Origin of the sequence: Mesorhizobium sp. B2-5-11 (assembly GCF_006440835.1) — a bacterium.
Classification (GTDB): domain Bacteria; phylum Pseudomonadota; class Alphaproteobacteria; order Rhizobiales; family Rhizobiaceae; genus Mesorhizobium.
This window is the reverse complement of the sequence record NZ_VFUK01000004.1, coordinates 286,950-302,327: the sequence shown is the minus strand read 5'-3', so window position 1 is coordinate 302,327 and position 15,378 is coordinate 286,950. Positions and strand designations below refer to the sequence as shown.

Annotated in this window: 23 protein-coding genes; 11 read left to right on the top strand and 12 right to left on the bottom strand. The window is 64.6% G+C overall.

Annotated elements, in window-relative coordinates; genetic code table 11:
* Window positions 1-8: 8 nt before the first annotated feature.
* Both FJ490_RS15405 and FJ490_RS15400 read right to left on the bottom strand, forming a co-directional pair.
* Window positions 9-275, bottom strand: a complete 267-nt coding sequence (locus FJ490_RS15405; RefSeq protein ID WP_140499190.1) for a DUF1488 domain-containing protein — start codon at window positions 273-275, stop codon at window positions 9-11.
* A complete protein-coding gene (locus FJ490_RS15400) occupies window positions 272-520 on the bottom strand; it encodes a hypothetical protein (RefSeq protein WP_140499188.1) in 249 nt (82 codons plus the stop codon). The genes FJ490_RS15405 and FJ490_RS15400 overlap by 4 nt, the downstream gene beginning before the upstream one ends.
* Window positions 521-765: 245 nt before the next feature.
* On the opposite strand from FJ490_RS15400, the gene FJ490_RS15395 reads away from it, so the two are divergent.
* The 3 genes from FJ490_RS15395 (at window position 766) to FJ490_RS32690 (ending at window position 3,077) form a co-directional block, all read left to right on the top strand.
* Window positions 766-1,080, top strand: a complete 315-nt coding sequence (locus FJ490_RS15395) for a co-chaperone GroES (protein ID WP_140516246.1) — start codon at window positions 766-768, stop codon at window positions 1,078-1,080.
* A 60-nt stretch (window positions 1,081-1,140) separates the two neighbouring features.
* On the top strand, window positions 1,141-2,769 hold the full coding sequence (groL, locus tag FJ490_RS15390) for a chaperonin GroEL (protein ID WP_140728397.1): 1,629 nt from the start codon (window positions 1,141-1,143) through the stop codon (window positions 2,767-2,769).
* A gap of 149 nt (window positions 2,770-2,918) precedes the next feature.
* Window positions 2,919-3,077 (top strand): hypothetical protein, encoded by a 159-nt coding sequence (locus tag FJ490_RS32690; RefSeq protein ID WP_181165260.1) that lies wholly within the window; start codon window positions 2,919-2,921, stop codon window positions 3,075-3,077.
* Window positions 3,078-3,094: 17 nt separating this feature from the next.
* Here the strand turns inward: FJ490_RS32690 and FJ490_RS15385 are convergent, their stop codons facing one another.
* Window positions 3,095-3,499, bottom strand: coding sequence for an NUDIX domain-containing protein (locus FJ490_RS15385; protein WP_246671052.1), 405 nt, complete (start codon window positions 3,497-3,499; stop codon window positions 3,095-3,097).
* A gap of 76 nt (window positions 3,500-3,575) precedes the next feature.
* On the opposite strand from FJ490_RS15385, the gene FJ490_RS15380 reads away from it, so the two are divergent.
* Window positions 3,576-4,073 carry a GAF domain-containing protein gene (locus FJ490_RS15380; protein ID WP_140499180.1) on the top strand — a complete coding sequence of 166 codons (498 nt, stop codon included), beginning with the start codon at window positions 3,576-3,578 and terminating at the stop codon, window positions 4,071-4,073.
* A gap of 51 nt (window positions 4,074-4,124) precedes the next feature.
* Here FJ490_RS15380 and FJ490_RS15375 read toward each other — a convergent pair whose 3' ends face one another.
* Together FJ490_RS15375 and FJ490_RS15370 are read right to left on the bottom strand one after the other, a co-directional pair.
* Window positions 4,125-5,189 carry a YeiH family protein gene (locus FJ490_RS15375; protein WP_140556332.1) on the bottom strand — a complete coding sequence of 355 codons (1,065 nt, stop codon included), beginning with the start codon at window positions 5,187-5,189 and terminating at the stop codon, window positions 4,125-4,127.
* Between the two features lie 105 nt (window positions 5,190-5,294).
* Window positions 5,295-5,615 (bottom strand): hypothetical protein, encoded by a 321-nt coding sequence (locus FJ490_RS15370; RefSeq protein WP_140565471.1) that lies wholly within the window; start codon window positions 5,613-5,615, stop codon window positions 5,295-5,297.
* Between FJ490_RS15370 and FJ490_RS15365 the strand changes: the two genes are divergently transcribed.
* The 5 genes from FJ490_RS15365 (at window position 5,608) to FJ490_RS15345 (ending at window position 9,466) form a co-directional block, all read left to right on the top strand.
* Complete coding sequence (locus tag FJ490_RS15365) at window positions 5,608-6,075, top strand: GNAT family N-acetyltransferase (RefSeq protein ID WP_140499176.1); 468 nt, start codon at window positions 5,608-5,610, stop codon at window positions 6,073-6,075. The genes FJ490_RS15370 and FJ490_RS15365 overlap by 8 nt on opposite strands.
* A 20-nt stretch (window positions 6,076-6,095) precedes the next feature.
* Window positions 6,096-6,479, top strand: a complete 384-nt coding sequence (locus tag FJ490_RS15360) for an ACT domain-containing protein (protein ID WP_140499174.1) — start codon at window positions 6,096-6,098, stop codon at window positions 6,477-6,479.
* Window positions 6,480-6,632: 153 nt separating this feature from the next.
* Window positions 6,633-8,066 carry an aldehyde dehydrogenase family protein gene (locus tag FJ490_RS15355; RefSeq protein ID WP_140499172.1) on the top strand — a complete coding sequence of 478 codons (1,434 nt, stop codon included), beginning with the start codon at window positions 6,633-6,635 and terminating at the stop codon, window positions 8,064-8,066.
* Between the two features lie 297 nt (window positions 8,067-8,363).
* A complete protein-coding gene (locus tag FJ490_RS15350) occupies window positions 8,364-8,774 on the top strand; it encodes an MbcA/ParS/Xre antitoxin family protein (RefSeq protein ID WP_140499170.1) in 411 nt (136 codons plus the stop codon).
* Window positions 8,768-9,466, top strand: a complete 699-nt coding sequence (locus FJ490_RS15345; RefSeq protein WP_140516231.1) for an RES family NAD+ phosphorylase — start codon at window positions 8,768-8,770, stop codon at window positions 9,464-9,466. Before FJ490_RS15350 ends, FJ490_RS15345 begins: the two co-directional genes overlap by 7 nt.
* 15 nt (window positions 9,467-9,481) lie before the next feature.
* Here FJ490_RS15345 and FJ490_RS15340 read toward each other — a convergent pair whose 3' ends face one another.
* The 7 genes from FJ490_RS15340 to FJ490_RS15315 form a co-directional block, all read right to left on the bottom strand.
* Window positions 9,482-10,225: an amino acid ABC transporter ATP-binding protein gene (locus tag FJ490_RS15340; protein ID WP_140499166.1), complete on the bottom strand. Its 744-nt coding sequence runs from the start codon at window positions 10,223-10,225 to the stop codon at window positions 9,482-9,484.
* A 25-nt stretch (window positions 10,226-10,250) separates the two neighbouring features.
* On the bottom strand, window positions 10,251-10,925 hold the full coding sequence (locus FJ490_RS15335; RefSeq protein WP_140499164.1) for an amino acid ABC transporter permease: 675 nt from the start codon (window positions 10,923-10,925) through the stop codon (window positions 10,251-10,253).
* Entirely contained in the window at window positions 10,922-11,593 is a 672-nt protein-coding gene (locus FJ490_RS15330) for an amino acid ABC transporter permease (protein ID WP_140499162.1), read from the bottom strand. Before FJ490_RS15330 ends, FJ490_RS15335 begins: the two co-directional genes overlap by 4 nt.
* A gap of 121 nt (window positions 11,594-11,714) precedes the next feature.
* Window positions 11,715-12,503 carry an ABC transporter substrate-binding protein gene (locus tag FJ490_RS15325; protein WP_140516312.1) on the bottom strand — a complete coding sequence of 263 codons (789 nt, stop codon included), beginning with the start codon at window positions 12,501-12,503 and terminating at the stop codon, window positions 11,715-11,717.
* A gap of 110 nt (window positions 12,504-12,613) precedes the next feature.
* Window positions 12,614-12,739, bottom strand: coding sequence for a hypothetical protein (locus FJ490_RS33550; protein ID WP_263486469.1), 126 nt, complete (start codon window positions 12,737-12,739; stop codon window positions 12,614-12,616).
* Window positions 12,736-13,242 carry an Lrp/AsnC family transcriptional regulator gene (locus FJ490_RS15320; RefSeq protein WP_140499160.1) on the bottom strand — a complete coding sequence of 169 codons (507 nt, stop codon included), beginning with the start codon at window positions 13,240-13,242 and terminating at the stop codon, window positions 12,736-12,738. Before FJ490_RS15320 ends, FJ490_RS33550 begins: the two co-directional genes overlap by 4 nt.
* Window positions 13,243-13,368: 126 nt before the next feature.
* Entirely contained in the window at window positions 13,369-14,241 is an 873-nt protein-coding gene (locus FJ490_RS15315; protein ID WP_140728398.1) for a LysR substrate-binding domain-containing protein, read from the bottom strand.
* 171 nt (window positions 14,242-14,412) lie between these two features.
* Here FJ490_RS15315 and FJ490_RS15310 point away from each other — a divergent pair, with 171 nt between their 5' ends.
* Both FJ490_RS15310 and FJ490_RS15305 read left to right on the top strand, forming a co-directional pair.
* On the top strand, window positions 14,413-14,622 hold the full coding sequence (locus tag FJ490_RS15310) for a hypothetical protein (RefSeq protein WP_140499156.1): 210 nt from the start codon (window positions 14,413-14,415) through the stop codon (window positions 14,620-14,622).
* A complete protein-coding gene (locus tag FJ490_RS15305) occupies window positions 14,615-15,373 on the top strand; it encodes a sulfite exporter TauE/SafE family protein (protein WP_140728399.1) in 759 nt (252 codons plus the stop codon). Before FJ490_RS15310 ends, FJ490_RS15305 begins: the two co-directional genes overlap by 8 nt.
* Window positions 15,374-15,378 lie beyond the last annotated feature (5 nt).

The window sequence follows — 15,378 nt, the reverse complement described above, 5'->3', positions numbered from 1 at the left end:
CTGTCGTCTCAGCGGAAGTCGTCGGCCGTCAGCACATACATGCTCTTGCGCGTGCGGTCATAGGCCTTTGACGCTACGTCGCGGATGACACTGCTCTCGGTGTCGAAGGTGGCGAGATAGCCGGCTTCATTGGCTGCCGTCGCCGGCTGCATCCTCGTCATGGCATCGGCGGCGACCGAGAAGGAAATCTGGAACATGCCGTCATAGCCGACGAACCGGATGCGCTTGCCGGCCTCGTCGTAGCTGCGGCTGCGGTTGGGGAAGGTCAGGCTCATGATTTTGCCTCCGTCGTTTTCTTCACCGCGCGTTTCTTCTTCGGCGTCGGGTTCAGGGCCTCGGCCACGCGGTCGGCTTCTTCCTTGGCCAGCCGCAATTGCCTCAGCCTTGCCGTCTTGATCTCCCTGGCCCTCGCTTCGGACATATATTCGGCGGTTGCCTTGTTGCGCTCCGCCGTCTTCTTCTGCTTGTCGACAAAGCGCGCTTCAGCTTTTTCCATGATCGTCTGGTTGCCGTCGGCCATCGAGGAAATCTCCCTTGCGTCTGAAATCGTGAAAATGAACTTGTCCGATAAATAGGCACTCTGCCGGGAAAATTCAAATTTTTGAAATATTTGGTCGTTTTCCGACCCGATGAAACCGGGCGCCGAAATAATACTATGATTATTCAATATCCGCTCGGAATAAATTTTGGCACTCCTATCTATCGAGTGCCAAAGAGCCTATAGAAGGGGGCGGCCGCCTATGCCGGCCCCAGAAAGAAGTTCTCATGAAATTTCGGCCACTCCACGACCGCGTCGTCATCCGGCGCGCCGAAGGCGATATCAAATCCAAGGGCGGCATCATCATTCCCGACAATGCCAAGGAAAAGCCGCAGGAAGGCGAAGTGATCGCGGTTGGTCCCGGCGCCCGCGACGAAAACGGCGCACTTGTTCCGCTCGACGTCAAGGCCGGCGACTTGATCCTGTTCGGCAAATGGTCGGGCACGGAGGTCAAGATCGACGGCGAGGATCTTCTGATCATGAAGGAAGCCGACATCATGGGCGTTATCGAAAAGAGCGTCGAAGCCAAGAAGGCCGCCTGACTGAAGCGCCGCGCCTCTGCGCGGTGACGGCTCCACTCCAAATGCGAACTGGATAAAATCATGTCTGCCAAGGAAATCAAATTCTCCACCGATGCGCGCGACCGTATGCTGCGCGGCGTCGAGATCCTCACCAATGCGGTCAAGGTCACGCTCGGCCCCAAGGGCCGCAACGTCATCATCGACAAGGCCTATGGGGCGCCGCGCATCACCAAGGACGGCGTCACCGTCGCCAAGGAAATCGAGCTTGCCGACAAGTTCGAGAACATGGGCGCGCAGATGGTGCGCGAAGTGGCCTCGAAGACCAACGACCTCGCCGGCGACGGCACCACCACTGCCACGGTGCTGGCCGCCTCGATCCTGCGCGAAGGCGCCAAGCTGGTTACCGCCGGCATGAACCCGATGGACCTCAAGCGCGGCATCGACCAGGCCGTCGCGGCCGTCGTCGTGGAAATCAAGGCGAAGGCCAAGAAGGTCAAGTCGTCGGCCGAGATCGCGCAGGTCGGCACAATCGCCGCCAATGGCGATGCCAGCGTCGGCGAGATGATCGCCAAGGCGATGGACAAGGTCGGAAATGACGGCGTCATCACCGTCGAGGAAGCCAAGACCGCGAACACCGAACTCGACGTCGTCGAAGGCATGCAGTTCGACCGCGGCTATCTCTCGCCCTATTTCGTCACCAATGCCGACAAGATGCGCGCGGAGCTGGAAGAGCCCTATATTCTCATCCACGAGAAGAAGCTCGGCAATCTGCAGGCAATGCTGCCGATCCTCGAAGCGGTGGTGCAGAGCGGCAGGCCGCTGCTGATCATCTCCGAGGACGTCGAAGGCGAGGCTCTGGCGACGCTGGTCGTCAACAAGCTGCGCGGCGGCCTCAAGGTCGCGGCCGTCAAGGCGCCGGGCTTCGGCGACCGCCGCAAGGCGATGCTGGAAGACATCGCGGTGCTCACATCCGGCCAGATGATCTCCGAGGATCTCGGTATCAAGCTGGAGAACGTCACCATCGAGATGCTCGGCCGCGCCAAGCGCGTGCTGATCGAAAAGGACACCACCACGATCATCGACGGCGCCGGCACCAAGGCGACCATTCAGGCGCGTGTCGCCCAGATCAAGGGCCAGATCGAGGAAACCACTTCCGACTATGACAAGGAGAAGCTGCAGGAGCGGCTGGCCAAGCTCTCCGGCGGCGTTGCCGTCATCCGCGTCGGCGGCGCCACCGAGTCGGAAGTCAAGGAAAAGAAGGACCGCATCGACGACGCGCTGAACGCCACGCGCGCGGCGGTCGAGGAAGGCATCGTGCCGGGCGGCGGCGTGGCCCTGCTGCGTGCCAGGACGGCGCTTGCCGGCCTGAACGGCGCCAATGCCGATGTCACCGCCGGCATCTCGATCGTGCTCAGGGCACTCGAAGCGCCGCTCCGCCAGATCGCCGAGAATTCGGGCGTTGAAGGCTCCGTTGTCGTCGGCAAGCTCTCCGACAGCAAGGATCACAACCAGGGTTTCGATGCCCAGAACGAGGCGTATGTCGACATGATCAAGGCGGGCATCGTCGATCCGGCGAAAGTGGTGCGCACCGCGTTGCAGGATGCCGGCTCGATCGCCGCGCTTTTGATCACCGCCGAAGCGATGATCTCGGACATTCCGGCCAAGGATGCCGCGCCTGCGGGCGGCGGTGGCGGCATGGGCGGCTACTAGGATTCGGCCGGCTCGCGAAGGTGGTTTCATAAAAGCCGTCTTTCAGACCTGATCCGTATCTCGCCGAACCGGCCTTTGCCGCAGGCGAGACGACTATCGCCGGGGGATTCTCCCCCGGCGCGCAGGCCTCTGGCCCAGGAGATCGATCCATGATCGTGTTCGTGCAGAAGCCACAGACGGTCGTCACGACCGAAACGACAGAGGAAAGCCGCTTCGACCGCATCCGCAGGATTGCCGCCGACAAGCACAAGAAATCCGAGCCCGATCCGGCAATGCCACAAAAGGGCGAACCCAAGCGTCCGATGTAATAGCGGCGCCGCCGCCGCTACATTCCGCTCAACCTCAGCACCACATCGCGCGTCAGCGGCGCAAGTTCGACGGAACTGGTCGAGCCGGGCTCCAGCCAGATGATCTCCTCGATCTCGGGGGCGGCTATCGGCTGGCTGTCGATGGAGAGCCCGAACAATTCCGCCTCGACCGTGCTGTCCGGCTCGTTGGCCGAGAACAGGCCGAGCCGGGAGGTGGTGGCGAGGTCGACCGCCAATCCGAGTTCCTCGCGCAATTCACGCACCAGAGCATCGAGCGGGGACTCGCGCGGCTCGATCTTGCCGCCGGGCTGCATGAAGGCGCTGGTGCCGCGCTTGCGCACCAGAAGCAGCCGGCCCGACGCATCCGCGATGAAGCCGGCGGCGACCCTGATCTTGCGGCTTTCGTGGCGGGTAGGATTCACGGTAGACTGTTCCGGTGGTCGTTTGGTGCAGAGCCTGCGGAAAACGGAACCGCGATTCTCAGTTCGGAGACAAGCCATGTTCGCAGCCAAGGCCATCGACACTTCGGACAAGGCCGCGTTCTACCGCGATCTTGCCGCGCAACTGAAGGCGCTGCTCGAGGGCGAGGGCGACTCGATTGCCAATGCCGCCAACACCGCGGCGCTGATCTTCCAGATGGTGCCCGATCTCAACTGGGCGGGCTTCTATTTCCTGGCCTCGGACGAGGAATTGGTGCTGGGTCCGTTCCAGGGCAAGCCGGCCTGCGTGCGCATTGCCGTAGGCAAGGGCGTATGCGGCACGGCGGTCGAACTCGGCACCTCGATGCTTATCAAGGACGTGCACGATTTCCCCGGCCACATCGCCTGCGACGCCGATTCGCGTTCGGAACTGGTCGTGCTTCTCGAAGACGATGAAGGCGTCTTCGGCGTGCTCGATCTCGACAGCCCGCTGCCCGGCCGCTTCGACAAGGCGGACCAGGCCGGCATCGAAACGCTGGCCGCGATCTATGTCGCGGCCAGTTCGTTCGAGGATTAGGCGCTTTCCTGCCGGACAGAAGGGGGCGCCGTAGAGCGCTACCTTTGGGGCCTAGGCCAACTTCACCAGCATCAGGCTGAAGCCGCCGATGAACAGGAAGGCCGAGAAGGCGAGCGCCAGCGGGCGCAGGCCGCGCGAGCGCAGCTGCGAGATATCGGCCTGCAGGCCCATGGCGGCCAGCCCCATGGTCAGCATGATGGTGGTGGCGAGCGCCATCGCCGATTTCACGTCGGCGGGTATCGCGACAAGGCTGTTCAGAGCCACGACGGCGACGAAGGCGGCGACGAACCATGGCATGGGCGGGCGCGCCGCCTGCTGGTCGCTGCTGCTCTTGCGGCGCGCCATCAGGCCCAGCGCGATGACCATCGGCGCCAGCATGGCGACGCGGGTGAGCTTGGCGACGGTGGCGATCTCGCCCGACTGGGTGCCGTTCTGGAAGCCGGCGCCGATGACCTGCGCCACCTCATGGATCGAGGCGCCCGCCCACAGGCCGAAAGCATGCTGGTCGAGGCCGAGCAGCGGCGCCAGCAGCGGGAAGCCGAGCATGGCGACGGTGCCGAACAAGGTGATCGAGGCGACGGCGTAGGTGACGTCCTCGTCGCGCGCGTCGGTGACGATGTTGGTGGCCACGATTGCCGAGGCACCGCAGATCGAGGTGCCGGCGGCGATCAGCTGCGCCAGTTTCGCGTCGACGCCGATCAGCCGGCCGAGCGTGATGGTGAAGACGAAGGTGGCGCCAAGGGTGGCTGCCACGATGCCGACACCGCCGGCGCCGATCGACACCACCTGGCCGAGCGTCAGCTGGAAACCGAGCAGCACTATGGCGAAGCGCAGCAGCCGGCGCTGCGAAAACGCGATGCCGGCCTTGGCGTGCCCCGGCGTGCCGAGCACGTTGGAGTAGATCATGCCGGCGACGACGGCTATTATCATCGGGCTGAACAGGGCAAAGCCGGAGACGTTGCGGGCCGAGAAGGCCACCGCAGTGATCATCGCGACCAATATCATACCGGGCACGGGTCCGGCCTTGGTCGAGTCGAGCGCCTTGCGGCGCTGCGCGGGTTCGGCGGAAATCAGGCTTTTTGGAATATCGTTCGCAATGTGGGATAAGGAAGACAACGTCATGCTCCAGGCGACTTCGCCCGGGGAATGCCATTCCCCGACTAATCTTTCCAATGAATTATTTTCGTTAGAATGATCGATTTTCCAGGACGGTTTTCCGGCTTACGTGACCAAAATGCGGTCGTCGGCCAAGGGCCGATACGGCATGCCTCTAATCAGGGTTGGTGAGGCAGCGCGGTAAAGAGGCTGGGGCACCGCCAGAAGGTGGCTTGGCGTCGGCTTGACGGGCCACTCATGCTGCGCCAGCTTGGCGCCATGTTCGTTCTTCCCCGCGCCAATGTCATGCGACGCCGAACCTGTACACTGCGAGGCGGCATGATTGCGCGACGACGAGGAGTGGCCCGTTAATTCCGGTTCGTTCTTCCCAGCCCCGCCCGCGCAACCGTCGGCGGGCTGTTCATGTCTGGAGCCCTCGATGAGCATCAATCCTTCCATCCAGTTCCGGCAGGCCGGGCCGGCGGACGCCGCAGCCATCCGGGACATCGTGCGCTTGGCCTATGCCAAATGGGTGCCGCTGATCGGCCGCGAACCGCTGCCCATGCGCGCCGACTACGACATAGCGGTTGCAGAGCATGAGTTCGACCTTGCGACCGACCAGGGCGAAATCGTCGGCGCGATCGAAACCATGCCAGCCGACGATCATGTCTGGATCGAGAATGTCTGCGTGGCACCGCATGCGCAGGGAAGGGGGATCGGCCGGCTGTTGCTGGAGCGGGCTGAACGCAAGGCGGCCGAAGCGGGCCGCAACGAACTTCGCCTGCTGACCAATGGCGCCTTCGCGGCCAATGTGTCGCTTTACAAGAGGCACGGCTATAGGATCGACCGGGAGGAGCCGTTCATGAACGGTACGACTGTCTATATGAGCAAGAGGCTCGCTGGATAGACCGCAATCGGAGTTCGACAATGGCTGCCAAAATCAGGCTGAAGCAACTGCCCGGGCTGTACGCGATTTCGCGGCTCGAGCCTGGAGCGAGCGTTCCCGGTTGGGCGGACGGGCCAGGCTTCGTCAGCATCACCAGAACCGAGGATGAACTTTCGATCGTCTGTCTGCAGGATCGCGTTCCAGATGGCGTCAAGCGGGATGACGAGTGGGTCGCCTTCAAGCTCCAAGGACCTTTCGCTTTCGATGAAACCGGCATCGTGTTGTCGATCATCAGGCCACTGTCGGAAAACGAGCTGGGCATTTTCGTGGTGTCGACTTTCGACGGCGATCACCTGCTGGTGAAAGCCGCCGATCGGGTCGCGGCGACACGGCTTCTGGGCGAAGCCGGGCATACTCTGCTTTAACTCGTTCTATTCCAGCTATCGCCCGCCCGGCTGGTTCAACCGCTCGCGGCTCGCTCACCAGTTCGGGGTTGCGTTTGACACCGCCATTCGCGCATCGTTATTTCTAACCAGATATCACGCCGGACGGCTGTGCGGCGCCCCTCAGGAGAAATCATGTCACACAATCTGCAGTTCTACATCGATGGCGCGTGGGTCGATCCTGTCGTGCCCAACACGATCGATGTCATCGATCCGTCGAACGAAGATAGCTTCGCGCAGATTTCGCTTGGTTCCAAGGCCGACGTCGACAAGGCGGTGGTCGCCGCGAAGCGGGCCTTCGGCACATTCGGCTTCACCTCGGTCGAGGAACGGCTCGACATCCTCAACCGCGTCATCGAGGTCTACAAGAAGCGCAGCCAGGACCTTGCGCTCGCCGTGTCACGCGAGATGGGCGCGCCGCGCCGGATGGCGCTCGACAGCCAGGTCGGCATCGGGCTCGCGCATCTGGCCAAGATGGCGGAAGTGCTGAAGAGCTTCCAGTTCCGGCAGGTCAAGGGCTCCTCGCTGATCGTCAAGGAGCCGATCGGCGTCGTCGGCCTGATCACGCCATGGAACTGGCCGCTGAACCAGATCACCTGCAAGGTGGGTCCGGCGCTTGCCGCCGGTTGCACCATGGTGCTGAAGCCATCCGAGATCGCGCCGCTCGACGCCATCATCTTCGCCGAGATCTTCGACGAGGCCGGCGTGCCGAAGGGCGTGTTCAACCTCGTCAATGGCGACGGCCCCGGCGTCGGCCAGGCGCTGTCCAGCCATCCCGATATCGACATGATGTCGTTCACCGGCTCCACCCGGGCCGGCATATTGGTGGCCAAGGCCGCCGCCGACACCGTCAAGCGCGTGCACCAGGAACTTGGCGGCAAGTCGGCCAACATCCTGTTCCCGGATGTCGACCTCGCCACCGCCGTGACCAAGGGCGTCGCCGGCTGCTTCAGCAACAGCGGCCAGTCCTGCAACGCGCCAACCCGTATGTTCGTGCCACGCGACCGTCATGACGAGGCGGCTTCCTACGCCAAGGCGGCGGCGGAAAAGTTCGTGGTCGGTCCGGCCGACGCTCCCGGCACCAAGCTCGGCCCTGTCGTCAGCCAGGCCCAGTTCGACAAGATCCAGGACATGATCCAGAGCGGCATAGACGAGGGCGCCACGCTGGTCGCGGGCGGCCCCGGCCGTCCGGCCGAACTCAACCGTGGCTACTATGTCAGGCCGACCGTGTTCGCCGATGTCACCCACGACATGCGCATCGCGCGCGAGGAGATTTTCGGGCCGGTGCTGGCCATCATGCCCTACGACACGGTCGAGCAGGCGGTCGAGCAGGCCAACGACACCGTCTACGGCCTTGCCTCCTATATCCAGGCCAAGGATATCCAGAAGGCGCGCGACGTCGCGGCGCGCATGCGCTCCGGCAACGTCTACATCAACTATCCCCAATGGGACGCCGGCCTGCCCTTCGGCGGCTACAAGCAATCCGGCAACGGCCGCGAATACGCCGAATACGGGCTGGAGGATTTTCTGGAGATCAAGGGTATCGCGGGGTATGAGGCGGCGGAGTAGGCGGACAAGAGCCGCCCTCACAGAACGTGGGTTCCTCGGCCCCGCAAAGCGGGGGAGAGGTGGCGGCGAAGCGGTCGGAGAGGGGGCTGCGGCGCTGGAAGGTTTTCACGGCATATCCACGCCGCGCCATTCCCCCGCTCCGTCTCGGCTTCGCCGAGCCACCTCTCCCCCACCTTTGTGGGGGCGAGGAACCCTGGTCTGTTATGCCGCGCCACCTTTTTAGGTGGCCGCTCTGGTCCTGTTTCCTTGCCAATTGGCAAATACATGCTATATGTCTGCCAATAGCGGGAGCAGAAAATGCAGCTTCAGTCCATCGTCACCACGCCGGCCGCGGTCGGCAGCGCCATCTCGGATGAAGAGGCGGGCGCCCTGGCGCGCACCACGGTCAACCTGTTCAAGGCGTGGGGCCTCACCGACCTCGAGGCCTGCATCCTGCTCGGCGGCATGTCGGCGCGGACCTGGGCGCGCTGGAAGGAAGGCGGCATCGGTCGGATCGACCGCGATCTGCGCACCCGCATGGCGCATCTGATGGGCATCCATAAGGGCTTGCGCTATCTCTTCACCGAGCCGGCGCGCGGCTATGCCTGGATCCGAAAACCCAACGCCACGTTCGGCGGCCAGTCGGCGCTCGACCTGATGCTGCGCGGCGAAATCTCCGACCTTGCCGCGATGCGCGAATGGCTCGACGCGGAGCGTGGTGCATGGTGAGTGGGCTCGCGGTCCGGCGCCGCGTCCACTGGCCCCAGACCTTCCGCATCATCCGCTCCATCCATCCGCCGATCGACCTCTTCGAGGACATTGCCGACCCACGCGATTGGGAAGCGCTGGCCGCCGTCGAGGAGAAGACCAATCCGCGCATCCGGCTGGAACTCGGCGACCTCGGCAAGGTTCCTGCCGAAAGGCGGGTGTCCGGACCCGGCGCAAGTTTCGTGATGGCGCCCTTCGTGCATTGCTCGACCTTGCGGCCCGGGCGGTTTTCCGATGGCAGCTACGGCATCTACTATGCCGGCGACAGCGAGGAGGTGGCGCTGGCCGAAACCATCCACCACCACCAGAATTTTATGCGCGCCACCAAGGAGGAGCCGGGCTGGACCGCGGATTTCCGCGTGCTGATCGGCAGCGTCGATCGCGACCTCGATGACGTCAACGCGGTGCCCGGCGCGCTCGACCCGGACGACTACACCGCCTCGCAGGCCGAAGGCCGCGCCTTGCGTGCGGCCGGCAGCGACGGGCTGGTGTGGAACAGCGTGCGCATGCCAAGCGGGCAGTGCATCGGCATCTTCTGGCCGGATGCAATCACCGTTCCCGTCCAGGGGAGGCACTACAGCTACCACTGGGACGGCCGCCGCGTGGATTTCGTGCGCCAGCACGATACAGGCAAGGTGCTGGCGGTCACTTGAAGGCGGCGGCGCCGGTCAGTGCCGCAGGATCTTGCTCAGGAATGCGCGGCTGCGATCGGTCCTGGGGTGCGAGAAGAACTCGTCGGGCGTGCCGCTTTCGACGATGGCGCCGGCATCCATGAACACCACGCGCTGGGCGACCTTGCGGGCAAAGCCCATCTCATGCGTCACCACCATCATGGTCATGCCTTCCTCGGCAACCGCGACCATGACGTCGAGCACTTCCGAAATCATCTCGGGGTCGAGCGCGGATGTCGGCTCGTCGAACAGCATGATCTTGGGGCGCATGCCGAGACAGCGGGCGATCGCCACGCGCTGCTGCTGTCCGCCTGAAAGCTGCGCAGGATAGGCGTTGACCTTGTCGGCAAGCCCAACCTTGGCCAGCAGTTCGCGGCCGGCCTGCTCGGCCTCGGCGCGCGGGATCTTGCGGACATGGATCGGCGCCAGCGTGACGTTTTCGAGCGCGGTCTTGTGCGGGTAGAGGTTGAAGGACTGGAAGACGAAGCCGATCTCGGTGCGCAGCTTCGTCATGTTGGTGGCGGGGTCGCCGAGCCGCTGGCCGTCGACGACAAGGTCGCCGTCCTTGATCGTCTCCAGCCCGTTGATGCAGCGGATAAGCGTGCTCTTGCCCGACCCGCTCGGGCCGCAGACGACGACCACTTCGCGCGGCTCGACGCTGAGCGTGATGTCCCTCAGCACGTTGAGCGGGCCGAACCATTTGTTGACGCCGCGAAAATCGATCATGCCCGTTTTGGTCATGTGGTCAGAACCTTTGGGTTCGATGTCATATCTGCACCTCGCCATGGGCGGCACCCATGCGCCGTTCGAGCCGGCGGGCGAGCATGATCAGCGGATAGCAGACGATGAAATAGCCGACGCCGACGAGGAAGAACACCAGCAGGCCGTTCGGCACGCGCTGCACCACCAGCCAGCCGACGCGGGTGAGGTCGGTCAGGCCGATCGCCGACACGACCGAAGAATCTTTGATCAGCAGCACATATTGCCCGACCAGCGGCGGCAGCACGATGCGCATCGCCTGCGGTAGCACCACCTGGCGCATGCGCTGCCAGCGCGACAGGCCGGACGCCAGTGCCGCCTCGACCTGGCCCGTCGGAACCGAACGGATGCCGGCGGCGACGATCTCGCAGATGAAGCAGGCGGCGAGGTTGGTCAGCGCGATGATGCCGGCGGTGAAGGCGTCGAGCTCGATGCCCAGCTCCGGCAAGATGAAGAAGATCAGGAATATCTGCACCAGGAACGGGGTGCCCCGGATGAGGTCTACCCAGGCACCGATCACGCCGGCGATCAACCGGTTGCCGCCAGTCCGCAAGATGCCGAGGCCGAAGCCGAGCAGGGTGCCCAGCACCAGGCTGATCAGCGACAGCACCACGGTCATGCCGAGGCCGCGCAGCGCCAGCGGATAGCTGCCCGCAAGGCTTTGCAACTGCTGCCAGATCATATGCGCGCTCCCGCCGAGCCGAGCCAGCGGCCGGAGAGAACCGCCAGCCCCTTGAGGCCGTAATAGAGCATGAGGTAGAAGGCGGCGATGGTGAGAAATCCTTCCGCCGGCATGAAACGGTCGGAGGCGAGCAACTGGCCGGCGCGCGTCAGCTCGGCAACCGAGATCAGCGACAGGAGCGCCGAATCCTTGACCAGCACGATCGCTTGTCCCAGCAGCGGCGGGATCGTCACCTTGAACGCCTGCGGCAAGACCACCAGGCGCATGCGCTGGACATAGGTCATGCCCGAAGCAACACTGGCCTCAACCTGGCCGCGCGGGATCGACAGGATGCCGGCGCGAATGATTTCAGCGACATAGGCGCCGCTGTTCAGTGACAACGCGAGGATGCCGACGACGAGTTCGGGCAGCACGAAACCGAGGCGCGGCAGGCCGAAATAGAGAAAATAGAGCTGCGCCAGCAAGGGCGTGGCGCGTACGGCGTCGATATAGGCCTTGGCCGGCACCCGAAACAGCCAGCCGCGCTGCAGGTTCATCGCGCACAGCAGGATGCCGACCGCGAGCGCGCCGAAAAAGGACAGCGCCGACAGCCACACGGTCGTGACCAGGCCCTGCCCGAACAGGGGCAGGTATTCGACGATGGTGCGGAAGCTGAAATTCTCGAGCATGGGCGTGAATGGTGGGTAGGGAATAGTGAGTAGTGAGTAGTGAGTAGGCAGGCGGATCCGGAATTCCCTATCCACTACTCACTAATTCGCTACTCACTAATCCCTAATCCCTAATCCCTAATCAGTGATCTTTCTTCCAGTCTTCCGAATTGACCCAGTAGTCGAGGTTCTTCTGCAGGCGGCCGTCGATGGTGACCTGGTTGAGGAACAGGTTCATCCAGATCAGGAGATCCGGCTCGTCATAGCGGGTGGCGAAGGCAAGCGGCTCCTTCGAGAGGAGGTCCGGCATGATTGTGAAGGTCCCGGCCGGATAAGCCGTCGACTGGCCCTTGACCGCCGAGACGTCGTTGACGCCGCAATCGGCCTGGCCGTTGTTGACGGCGTCGAGCAGCAGCGGACCGCCGCCCTTGTAGCTCTTGATGTCGGCATCGGGGAAGGCTGCCTTGGCTTCCTTCTCGCCGGTGGCGCCGAGCAGCACGGCGATCTTGGTGCCCTTGGCCTTGCAGTCGTCGGCGGTCTTGAACTTGCCGTCGGCCTTGGTGAAGACGGTGCTGCCCGTATACATGTAAGGCGTAGTGAAGGCGACCTTCATGCCGCGTGCCAGCGTCGGCGTCATGTCGGCGACCAGAAGGTCGGCCTTGCCCGAAAGCAGCGCCGGGATCAGGCCGTCCCAGTCGAAGTCGAGGAAGGTGATCTTGACGCCCATTTCCTTGGCCATCAGTTCGGCCAGTTCCACCGAGCTGCCGGTGCGTTCGCCATTGGCGCCGACCAGCGAGAAGGGCGGTCCCTGTGTCTGCACGGCGACACGCAGTTCGCCGCGCTTGGTGATGTCGTCGAGCGATCCGGCGCTGGCGGCGGCGGTGAGGCCGGCCAGTGCGAGGCCGGCGATGAAAAGCTTGGCAATGTTCATTGGTTTCATTGGGCATTCCTCCTTTTGTCGTCTTGTTGTCCACCCTACAGGGTGCTTTTTGAGCGGCGGCGCCGTTGCCGGCGGCGGCCACCGTTCGAAAATCCGTCTCCTTAGTGCCGGGCCGCCGTTTCGGCGACCGCGATGCCGCGGCTGGCCAACGCGTCGAAGAAAGGCGCGTCCGGCACATGCAGCAGCGGGTTGAGCAGGCCGAGGCCCCCGAGAACCGCTATCCTCATGCCGGCTCCTTGCGAATGCTGTCGTCCGACCAGCAGCCTTCCGGCAGGCTGACCCATTTGTTGCAGGACGCCATGACGACGAAGGTCTCGCTGCGCACGACCTCGCCCGGCTCGCCGGCGCCCGGGATCAACTCGCTGGTGACGCGGTAGAGATCGGCGACGTCGCCGGCCACCGTCACGTCGACGATGATGTCGAAGCGCCCGGTGACGACCGAGGCCGAGTTGACGAAGGGCAGTTCGGAAATGCGCTGCGCCAGCTCGCGGGCGCGGCCGCGTCCTTGCGCGTTGATGCCGACGATGGCCGAGATCAGTTCGGGCCGCTCCGTCAGGTTCAGGAGCCCGACGATCTTGAGCAGGTTGCGGTCGAGCAGGTTGCGCAGCCGCGTGCGCACCGTCGGCACCGAGATCGCCAGAATCTCGGCGAGGCGGTTGATGCCCGGCTGCGCGTCCTGCGACAGCTGTTTGACCAGCCGTCGATCGGTCAGATCGAGATGTTCCCGCAAGTCCCCCGTCTTTCATAAAACGAAAAAAGCTAGGCGATTTTTTTGCCTATGTGCAAACAAGCTATTTCATGGACTCCTTAAAGGCAAGGCATGATTCCACGCGAATTCAGCATGTGGGCGGCGGCTTCACACCAGTGCGGCCACCAGCAGCTTGGCCTGCGGCGTCAACGTGTCGAAGCGGCGGGCGCAGAGATTGAGCTGGCGGGTTCCCCAGTCGTCCGTCAGCCGCAGGCTGCGCAGGCTGGGCGCCGAGCGGCGCACGATGCTTTCCGGCACGATGGCGACGCCCGCGCCCTGCGCCACCAGCCTGCAGACATTGTCGAGGCCGGGCACGCGGATGCGAAAATGCAGATGACCGCCCAGGCGCGCGGCTTGGCGGGAGATGTGCTCCTGCAAGGGATGGCCGGCGCTCAGGCCGACAAAGGTTTCACCGAGAATGTCGGCGAGGCCGGTCGCGCGGCCTTCGAGGCCGGGGCGGTTGCGCGCGGCGATCACCACCAGCCGGTCAACGAAGAACGGTTTCTGTTCGAGATGGGAAAGGCCGGCCCAGGTCGCGGCAATGCCAAGATCGGCGGCGCCGCTCGCCACCGCCTCGGCGATCTCGTGGCTGGGGCGCTCATCGAGGTCTATGTCGACGCCGGGATGCGCGACCAGAAAGGCCGGCAGCCTGTCGCGCAGAAGCTCGCTGGTGGCGGCCGTGTTGGCGAGCAGGCGGACCCGCGCGCGCAGGCCCGTGGCATAGGCGCCGAGCTCGCCGGCCATCGCCTCGATCTGGTTCTGCACCGCGCGCGCGTGATGCAGCAGCGCCTGGCCGGCGGCGGTCGGCACCACGCCGCGCCGGCGGCGCTCCAGAAGCGGCGCGCCGAGCCTGTCCTCCATGCCCTTGATGCGGGCGCTGGCCGAGGCCAGCGCGAGGCCCGCGAGCTCGGCGCCATGGGTGATGCTGCCGCGCTCGGCGACCAGCAGGAACAGCCGGAGATCGACGAGGTCGAAGCGCATCTTTTTCCTCCCGCAAGACGGCCCGGGCGATGGCCGCTATCACGCGATCGATGGCGCAGCGGGCCGACCGGCTTGCGGTACCAGCCTTCGCCTCAGCCGAAGGCTGGTACCGCGATTTCCACATTGTGGGTGACGGCGAATTTCGTCAAACAGTTTCGGTGGAGGTCCAGGATGAGAAAACCAGCATCGAACCGGCAAGGGCTCGGCATCGCTGAAAGCGCGGCGATGCTGCTGGCGGTTGCCGTCGCCCTTCTGGCCGTGGCGCGCTCGGATTCCGGCATGCCAGGATGCGCCATGACATCCGCCCCTGTCAGCAGTGCCGCCGGACCGGCGGGGCCGGCAGCGGGGATCGACGCCGCCGACATGCTGCTCCATGATTGAGCCGCTGAGCGCCGCCGCCGTCGCCTGGGTCTGCGCCGTCTTCCTTGCCGCCGGCTTCGTCAAGGGCGTGGTCGGGATGGGCCTGCCGACAGTGGCAATGGGCCTGCTGGCGGTGACCATGGCGCCGGCCGAAGCGGCCACGCTTCTGCTGATCCCGTCGCTGGTTACCAACCTGTGGCAATTGTCCACCGGTCCTTCGTTCGGCGGGCTCGTCAGGCGGCTATGGACGATGATGGCCGGCGTGGTGATCGGCACCGTTGCCGGCGCCGGCCTGCTCACCGGCGCGCATACGGCGGCCGCGTCCGGCGCGCTCGGCGTGGCACTGATGCTCTATGCCGTTCTCGGCCTCGCCAAGGCCGGCTTCTCAACGCCGCCACGCCACGAGGCCTTGCTATCGCCGCTGGTCGGGGTGGCGACCGGCCTGGTCACCGGCGCCACCGGCGTCTTCGTCATTCCGGCGGTGCCCTACCTGCAATCGCTGCGGCTGGGCAGGGAAGAGCTGATCCAGGCGCTCGGCCTGTCCTTCACCGTGTCGACGGCGGCGCTGGCCATCGGGCTGTTCAGGGCCGGCGCCCTGGCCTCGCCGACCACCGGGCTGGCGGGTTCGATCGCGGCGCTGGCGCCTGCGCTCGCCGGCATGGCTGTCGGCCAGGCGCTGCGCCGGCGCATGAGCGTCGAGACTTTTCGCAAAGTGTTCTTCGCCGGGCTCTTGGCGCTGGGATTTTATCTGGTGGCCGAGGCGGCATTCTGAGTGCC

What these genes read in the sequence shown, in the direction of transcription:
- FJ490_RS15400 (WP_140499188.1), bottom strand. Translation starts at nt 520, where the DNA reads ATGGCCGACGGCAACCAGACGATCATGGAAAAAGCTGAAGCGCGCTTT.
- FJ490_RS15325 (WP_140516312.1), bottom strand. Translation starts at nt 12,503, where the DNA reads ATGAACATTGCCAAGCTTTTCATCGCCGGCCTCGCACTGGCCGGCCTC.
- FJ490_RS15310 (WP_140499156.1), top strand. Translation starts at nt 14,413, where the DNA reads ATGAGAAAACCAGCATCGAACCGGCAAGGGCTCGGCATCGCTGAAAGC.
- groL (WP_140728397.1), top strand. Translation starts at nt 1,141, where the DNA reads ATGTCTGCCAAGGAAATCAAATTCTCCACCGATGCGCGCGACCGTATG.
- FJ490_RS15365 (WP_140499176.1), top strand. Translation starts at nt 5,608, where the DNA reads ATGAGCATCAATCCTTCCATCCAGTTCCGGCAGGCCGGGCCGGCGGAC.
- FJ490_RS15330 (WP_140499162.1), bottom strand. Translation starts at nt 11,593, where the DNA reads ATGCTCGAGAATTTCAGCTTCCGCACCATCGTCGAATACCTGCCCCTG.
- FJ490_RS15360 (WP_140499174.1), top strand. Translation starts at nt 6,096, where the DNA reads ATGGCTGCCAAAATCAGGCTGAAGCAACTGCCCGGGCTGTACGCGATT.
- FJ490_RS15315 (WP_140728398.1), bottom strand. Translation starts at nt 14,241, where the DNA reads ATGCGCTTCGACCTCGTCGATCTCCGGCTGTTCCTGCTGGTCGCCGAG.
- FJ490_RS15305 (WP_140728399.1), top strand. Translation starts at nt 14,615, where the DNA reads ATGATTGAGCCGCTGAGCGCCGCCGCCGTCGCCTGGGTCTGCGCCGTC.
- FJ490_RS15350 (WP_140499170.1), top strand. Translation starts at nt 8,364, where the DNA reads ATGCAGCTTCAGTCCATCGTCACCACGCCGGCCGCGGTCGGCAGCGCC.
- FJ490_RS15370 (WP_140565471.1), bottom strand. Translation starts at nt 5,615, where the DNA reads ATGCTCATCGAGGGCTCCAGACATGAACAGCCCGCCGACGGTTGCGCG.
- FJ490_RS15340 (WP_140499166.1), bottom strand. Translation starts at nt 10,225, where the DNA reads ATGACCAAAACGGGCATGATCGATTTTCGCGGCGTCAACAAATGGTTC.
- FJ490_RS33550 (WP_263486469.1), bottom strand. Translation starts at nt 12,739, where the DNA reads ATGAGGATAGCGGTTCTCGGGGGCCTCGGCCTGCTCAACCCGCTGCTG.
- FJ490_RS15355 (WP_140499172.1), top strand. Translation starts at nt 6,633, where the DNA reads ATGTCACACAATCTGCAGTTCTACATCGATGGCGCGTGGGTCGATCCT.
- FJ490_RS32690 (WP_181165260.1), top strand. Translation starts at nt 2,919, where the DNA reads ATGATCGTGTTCGTGCAGAAGCCACAGACGGTCGTCACGACCGAAACG.
- FJ490_RS15380 (WP_140499180.1), top strand. Translation starts at nt 3,576, where the DNA reads ATGTTCGCAGCCAAGGCCATCGACACTTCGGACAAGGCCGCGTTCTAC.
- FJ490_RS15335 (WP_140499164.1), bottom strand. Translation starts at nt 10,925, where the DNA reads ATGATCTGGCAGCAGTTGCAAAGCCTTGCGGGCAGCTATCCGCTGGCG.
- FJ490_RS15405 (WP_140499190.1), bottom strand. Translation starts at nt 275, where the DNA reads ATGAGCCTGACCTTCCCCAACCGCAGCCGCAGCTACGACGAGGCCGGC.
- FJ490_RS15395 (WP_140516246.1), top strand. Translation starts at nt 766, where the DNA reads ATGAAATTTCGGCCACTCCACGACCGCGTCGTCATCCGGCGCGCCGAA.
- FJ490_RS15345 (WP_140516231.1), top strand. Translation starts at nt 8,768, where the DNA reads ATGGTGAGTGGGCTCGCGGTCCGGCGCCGCGTCCACTGGCCCCAGACC.